Origin of the sequence: Pseudoalteromonas sp. SR45-5, from assembly GCF_014163565.1 — a bacterium.
GTDB classification, from domain to species: Bacteria; Pseudomonadota; Gammaproteobacteria; order Enterobacterales; family Alteromonadaceae; genus Pseudoalteromonas; species Pseudoalteromonas distincta.
This window is the reverse complement of record NZ_JACJDN010000227.1, coordinates 1-5,905: the sequence shown is the minus strand read 5'-3', so window position 1 is coordinate 5,905 and position 5,905 is coordinate 1. Positions and strand designations below refer to the sequence as shown.

7 protein-coding genes and 2 pseudogenes are annotated in these 5,905 nt (G+C 37.1%); 6 read left to right on the top strand and 3 right to left on the bottom strand.

The window, feature by feature from the left end:
- The first annotated feature begins 234 nt into the window (after positions 1 to 234).
- Positions 235 to 822, top strand: a complete 588-nt coding sequence (locus H5072_RS10145) for a cold shock domain-containing protein (protein ID WP_182693463.1) — start codon at positions 235 to 237, stop codon at positions 820 to 822.
- A 260-nt stretch (positions 823 to 1,082) separates the two neighbouring features.
- Positions 1,083 to 1,637 (top strand): ArsR family transcriptional regulator, encoded by a 555-nt coding sequence (locus H5072_RS10140; RefSeq protein ID WP_182693462.1) that lies wholly within the window; start codon positions 1,083 to 1,085, stop codon positions 1,635 to 1,637.
- Positions 1,638 to 1,665: 28 nt separating this feature from the next.
- Here the strand turns inward: H5072_RS10140 and H5072_RS10135 are convergent.
- A pseudogene (locus H5072_RS10135) lies at positions 1,666 to 2,220 on the bottom strand (transposase); the annotation flags it as partial.
- Positions 2,221 to 2,352: 132 nt separating this feature from the next.
- Between H5072_RS10135 and H5072_RS10130 the strand changes: the two are divergent.
- The 4 genes and pseudogenes from H5072_RS10130 (at position 2,353) to H5072_RS10115 (ending at position 3,791) form a co-directional block, all read left to right on the top strand.
- Positions 2,353 to 2,589: a hypothetical protein gene (locus H5072_RS10130; protein WP_182693461.1), complete on the top strand. Its 237-nt coding sequence runs from the start codon at positions 2,353 to 2,355 to the stop codon at positions 2,587 to 2,589.
- Positions 2,590 to 2,666: 77 nt separating this feature from the next.
- Positions 2,667 to 2,765 (top strand): annotated as a pseudogene (locus H5072_RS10125) (transposase); the annotation flags it as partial.
- Entirely contained in the window at positions 2,758 to 3,417 is a 660-nt protein-coding gene (locus H5072_RS10120) for a hypothetical protein (RefSeq protein ID WP_220488579.1), read from the top strand. The pseudogene H5072_RS10125 and the gene H5072_RS10120, both read left to right, overlap by 8 nt.
- Positions 3,417 to 3,791, top strand: a complete 375-nt coding sequence (locus H5072_RS10115; protein WP_182693459.1) for a hypothetical protein — start codon at positions 3,417 to 3,419, stop codon at positions 3,789 to 3,791. The genes H5072_RS10120 and H5072_RS10115 overlap by 1 nt, the downstream gene beginning before the upstream one ends.
- A 301-nt stretch (positions 3,792 to 4,092) precedes the next feature.
- Here the strand turns inward: H5072_RS10115 and H5072_RS10110 are convergent, their stop codons facing one another.
- Both H5072_RS10110 and H5072_RS10105 read right to left on the bottom strand, forming a co-directional pair.
- Positions 4,093 to 4,695, bottom strand: a complete 603-nt coding sequence (locus tag H5072_RS10110; RefSeq protein WP_182693458.1) for a thiamine biosynthesis protein ThiC — start codon at positions 4,693 to 4,695, stop codon at positions 4,093 to 4,095.
- Between the two features lie 382 nt (positions 4,696 to 5,077).
- Positions 5,078 to 5,779, bottom strand: coding sequence for a metal-dependent hydrolase (locus H5072_RS10105; RefSeq protein ID WP_182693457.1), 702 nt, complete (start codon positions 5,777 to 5,779; stop codon positions 5,078 to 5,080).
- Between the last annotated feature and the right edge of the window lie 126 nt (positions 5,780 to 5,905).

Genomic DNA, 5,905 nt, shown 5'->3' with positions numbered 1-5,905 from the left:
AAGGACAAATGGCCGTAATTTATAAAATAAAACAGGCTATTTTATTGCTGCATTTTAAACATCAAAGCTCGGTATTTTCCCTATATGGTAAAGTGTTTTGCCAACTAATTGGCGTGTTTAAATTAACCTAATATGAATATTTGGTTGCGCGGTAGCAATTTAGGAACGTATACTAACCATTCTTAACTTAAATGGAATTTGCGTAATCGCAGCTTAATCAGCACAGGTAAATACATGAACAAAGGATTGTTAAAAGCGTGGAATGACGAAAAGGGCTTTGGTTTTATTAAATCAGACACCCTAGAGCACGACACCTTTATACACATTTCAGCGCTCAAACATATGAGCCGCAAGCCAAAAGTGGGCGACACCATTTACTTTGAAGTGGCAACACAGCCCGACGGTAAAACCAAAGCAATTAACTGCTGCATAGAAGGCGTTGCAGAGCTTAAAGCACCTTATCAAAAACACAAACAACAGCAGCACCGCATTGCCAAATCTAATTTTGCCAGTAGCTTTTTAGGTAAAGTTGCCTCAATAGCGCTAATTGCTGCACTTTGTTTTTATACGATTAATAAATACAACACTCACTCAAGCAGCCAAACTCCCGTTACCTCCAATGGTGATTTAGCCACCTTTGATGAACAATACCCAAAAATCGTTATTCCAAAAAGCACGCAAAATTTTACGTGTGATGGCAGGCAATATTGTACTGAAATGCGCTCACGAGAAGAGGCAGTATTTTTTATTAATAACTGCCCGAATACAAAAATGGATGGCGATAGAGATGGCGACCCGTGTGAGAGGAATTCACGGTTTTAAAGGCTAGAGCTATAAAGCTTTAAATAAAAATAGAATTAATTCCGTATATAAATACAGTTCTTTGAGTTTTGTCCCATAACATTATTAAAAGTCGTTTTGGGGTTAAATTACAAAGGCTACTGATTAGCAATTGTAATTATCTGTTTATAAATAAGTTGTTTGGTGTGATTATCGAACAACGTAATATACGCCGTTTTGGGGTGTTATAAACCCCCAAAGTGGGGTTCAATAAGCTGTTATGTTTTATTTGAGAGTTGTGTATGAAAGTAAGTAATCCGTTAACAATTGTGGCTATTTTTGCAGGTACAGCTGAAACATTTGCGACCGGAGCTTTAGTCGCGTTACCAGAGTCTATGCAAGCTATATTTATATATTTTGTAATGTTTTTCCCTGTGCTCATTGTTGTCTGTTTCTTTTTAACTTTAGCAATGAAGCCACAATCTTTGTATGCTCCTAGTGACTTCTCCAATGAAGAGCACTTCCTAGATGCAAACAAACTGAAACAAGCTGTCTCTAAAGAAACTGAATCTGTTCTTAAAGAAGCAAAAGCAAATAACGAGCTAACTGGAGACGTTAAGTTATTATCTGAAAAAGTTGCGAATTTAACATTAAAGAACTTGGAAGCTAGTGTTGATAAAAAGGTTCTTGATTTTTTAACTAAGCATCCAAAGCAAGCATTTGAAAATCGAGGTTTAGGTCATATTCTTCAAGATCATAAGAGATCAATTTTAGAGTCTCTTATTCGTTTAGAAGGCGATGGTAAAATAATATCCGGAATGGATGGTGAAGTTAAAGTTTGGCAAGTTAAAATATAACAAGTGACTATGGTGTCAATTCCTAATTTCAAACCATTTTAGGATCCCACATGACACCATCCCTCACCATAGAATTTATGATTACTATAAGCTTTCTTATACAGGCAATAATAGCCACTTTTTTAGGTTTCCCTGCCGCGACTAGCCGATGATAAATAGCTTTAAATTTAGGGTTACATTGGATAGCTGACATCATTGCCATATACATTGCGGTTCTAATTTTTGGCCGTCCACCTCGTATCATCCGTTTACCCTGATAAACACCACTTTCTCGATTAAATGGTGCAACACCAACCAGTGATGCAGCCTCTTTATTGTTTACACACCCAAGCTCAGGCATGTCACTAAGTAAGTTAAATGCGACAACATTCCCAACGCCAGGCACACTTTGAATAATGTCATTCTTGACCTTATATTCGTCACATTCTTTGATGAGTTTTTGTAGTTTCAAATCTACTTTTTCAATCTGATTTTTTAATGCCGTTAGGATAGGTTTTATTAGTGATGATATTGTTTTTGGCATTATCTGTGAACGATTTTTCTCCATCGTTTGCATATCCATTAACTGCCTTCTTCTAGAAAGTTGAAGTTAACTAGACACCCACTCTAAATTTTGAGGTGATTGGGGTTAAATCTTGACTTTATACATCAAGCTTTAGTTAGTTTAAACCGCTTTAACTATGCATAAGCAAAACGGCAATAAAAAGGATAATCAATGCCACATTTTATAATTGACTGCTGTGAAAGCGTTCTGAAATCTCATAATGAAGAGGTTGTTCTCGGACATATTCACCGTGTAGCTCATTCAACAGGGTTATTTGATGAGGGTGATATAAAAGTAAGAATAAATCCATTCAAAACTTACTCTGTGGGTAATAAGCGGGAAAGCTTTATTCATGTTTTTGTTCATATAATGCCAGGGCGTACAACTGAGCAAAATAAAATTCACTAGACACCCATCCTAAATTTTGCACCTTCCGGAGTTAGAGGCTAGCCTTTGTTTAGTGCAAAAAACAAGCAGGGTGTCTTATGGCAATCGCGAGAAAACGTCAAGTAAGTTTGGTTGATACAAAATACTACCATTGTATATCACGTTGCGTACGCCGTGCTTTTTTGTGCGGTGAAGACCATTAGAGTTGGTGATTTTGCCGATGCAGTAAGTGATTATCAGAAATCACTGCTCGAATTTCGTCAAGCCATCAAGTCTAAATCACCATATAAAGCTGCGGCTAAACAAAAAGCAAAGCTTGCTTTTGATAAAATGCAAAATAAATTTAGATTGGAAGTAAAAGCAGTTACAAACCAAATCCAATCTAAACGCGGTACACCTATGACAAACTTTTCAAGGGGGGCAAATATAGCTAGGGGCAGCCGTAATGTTGCTAAGCTGGACTTAATAACCCCTACTCATGCAGATAATGTTGTTAAATTTACAAAGTATTCTAAGTTTTTAGGAAATGGTTTAGCTGTAATTGATTTTGGTAGTCGGGTGGGTAACATACATAACACCTACAAAGCTGGTGATAATTGGGAGCGCGAAATGTTCGTAGAATCAACTAGTTTTATTGCAAGTGCTGCTACTGGTATCGGTGTTGTTAACGCGGGGGCTGCTGCTCTAACTTTTTTAGTCGTAGCAACTCCCGTCGGCTGGGTTGGGCTTGTTATTGGGGGATTGGCAGTAGCAGGAACTGCGGCGGCCGCCTCAATAGAAATTAATGATTATACGAAGAAAAATAGCGGTAGTTTATACGACGAAATTATGAAATGGTTTGACTCTTAATGGATATTGAAAAAATCTTATTTGTTATTTTTCTAGTTGGTTGCCTTCTTAGTGCAGTTTTATATGTTTTTTTTGGGCAAGTTACTGTACGCAAATTAAGGAAAAATCCAAATACCAAAGAGCTTCTTGGTATGGAGTATATAAGTGGCTGGGATATCATAAATGTTGCTAAAGTATTCTCACTACCAAGGAAATGGATGCTCAAGGTTGAAAAGAGTAAGTTTGCATTTATGTATGCAAACTCTTCTGCTTTATACGAAAATACAACAATATTCGACAGGGTACTTGGTTGTATCTTCTATTGGTCATTGACTCTTTCAGGTTTATTCGGGGCTTTTTTCGCACTACTAAACTCACTCGATTTTTTTGATTAACACATGCTGATGGGGTTTTTAGCTAATAAAGTCAGCTATTGGCTCCAATCACCAAAACTTAAATTAGCAAAACTTTTTGTTTTAAGCTATTTTACCCTCTAAAAGCGCAGCGCCTCATATCCTCTTTGTGAATTAGCCTTTAGATTACGAAGAGGGCATTAACTTGGGAAGCTGTAGTCGAACGCTTTAAGTTGAAAGTGGGCGTCACTTTAAACGTAAAACATCGGCGAATTAGATCTCTAATACACGCCGATGTTTATAACTTATTTAAATAAGCACATTACTAGTAAGCTATTAAACCTTAGTCTGCTTTACGGTTAAGACTAATCAAACATATTGCTAATAGTAACGTTGCAATCATGCCTGAAGCGCCAGCAACAGCTGATGGAAGGAATCCATCACGGCCAAAGATGATTAATATAGCATTGGCAAGCATTGCAACTCCGCCTGCTAAGGCAGTAAGCCCGCCAATTGCTTTGCCACCTTTAGCGATAAAAGACAGGCCAAAAACAAGTGCTGCTAATCCCAATAATAATTTAGCTGCGTAGTAAATCATGAATGACAAAGAAACCACGCCACCAATTAAAGGTTGTGCGCCTTCTACGGCACCCGCTACTTTTCCAAATGTTGAAAACAAAGTAAGGCCAATGCTTACCTGTACTATGTTAAGAATTGCGCTAAATGTTATAGCCGACCAGCCTAGTTGAGCGTTTTTTGCTTGCACCATAGCCGTGCCTGCAAAGGCAACAAGTAAAGTAAATACCAACGCTTCTAGCCCCCAAGCAACCTGCCTTGAAAAACTAATTTCAGCACTGTAAAGGGCTGAATAAATACCCTGTGATATCGCCAATACCAACAATAACGATGCTGTAATTAGGGTGGTGCGTTTATGTGTAAATTCCATTATGGACCTCTTATAATTTTATATTTAACGCTTTTAAAAGATGCAGTAGTTTTGCACACATCAAACCGTTGAAACTTTTATATAAATATTGAAACTATAAGACAGGCAAAGCGATTTAAAAATTTCACTAAAACCAATAAAAATAATAATTAATTACAAAAAGGCTAAAACTTGCGCTTTTAATTAAACTTAAACGAGCAAAGTCGCATTGATTTAAGCTGATAAACCTCTAAAAGCGCAGCGCCTCTTACCCTCTTTGTGCATAAACTTTTAAATTACTAAGAGGGTATTTTGCATTCATTCTAGCAATGGGGATAAGCGACTTTGCAAAAGTCACTTACTTTAGTAGGGCAAGTCTATAAAAGGGCTTAAATCGCCTTCATTAAGATAAAAGCCTAAATTGAGACCAGTCACTTAACGCTGTAATAGTTTGTTCTGTGGGAGGGGCAACATAGATCAAACCTGCAATGGCAATAATTGACGCTAGCGTAATTAGTTTATTATCGAAGTCAGCTATTTTTAAAGCGGTTCCGAAAGAGCGTTTAATGGTGACATTACTTAAATCTACACTGTAAATTTCATCTAGCAATAAATGAATTAACCCGCCAAGTAAAATAAACCCACCCGTTAACCAGGCAAAGACGGCTGCTTGTGTGGTTGATTGGTCATTCAGTTTCCATGTTACTTGAGTTGTTAATAGCGCGCATAACAGTATAAATAGTAAAGAGTGGCAACTACCTCTGTGTACTGTGATCCATTCAAAAATGGGTCTAATAATGTATTTCATAAATCCGTAAACCAATAACGGCACTACGATTAACTCGATAAAGCTAATTTCAATAATGAGCTCGGTGGTTATGTAATGCAGTACCAGTAATACAGCGCTGAGTGCGAATAAGTTAAAAATAGTATCGAGTGATGTTGAGTTATCTGAATCTATGTCGGGTAATAAGCCGCCGATTGAGCCTAAAAACCATAACCAGAGCGCGCCCTTTAATTCAATATGTCCTGCAGATAATAAGGTGGCTGAGGCTAAGCCTGTGATGATTACGGCAGTATTAAGATGAGTATTGAAGTTTGCCATTGTATCTCTTTATGGGAAAAAGTAGGGCATTCTATCAATTGAAAAGTTTATTGTTCAATATTCTTTTTAATTAGATTTTTTATTACTTTGATTAATCGCTAATAGTACAATTGTTATTCTGTTTTG

What these genes read in the sequence shown, in the direction of transcription:
- H5072_RS10145 (WP_182693463.1), top strand. Translation starts at nt 235, where the DNA reads ATGAACAAAGGATTGTTAAAAGCGTGGAATGACGAAAAGGGCTTTGGT.
- H5072_RS10140 (WP_182693462.1), top strand. Translation starts at nt 1,083, where the DNA reads ATGAAAGTAAGTAATCCGTTAACAATTGTGGCTATTTTTGCAGGTACA.
- H5072_RS10130 (WP_182693461.1), top strand. Translation starts at nt 2,353, where the DNA reads ATGCCACATTTTATAATTGACTGCTGTGAAAGCGTTCTGAAATCTCAT.
- H5072_RS10115 (WP_182693459.1), top strand. Translation starts at nt 3,417, where the DNA reads ATGGATATTGAAAAAATCTTATTTGTTATTTTTCTAGTTGGTTGCCTT.
- H5072_RS10110 (WP_182693458.1), bottom strand. Translation starts at nt 4,695, where the DNA reads ATGGAATTTACACATAAACGCACCACCCTAATTACAGCATCGTTATTG.
- H5072_RS10105 (WP_182693457.1), bottom strand. Translation starts at nt 5,779, where the DNA reads ATGGCAAACTTCAATACTCATCTTAATACTGCCGTAATCATCACAGGC.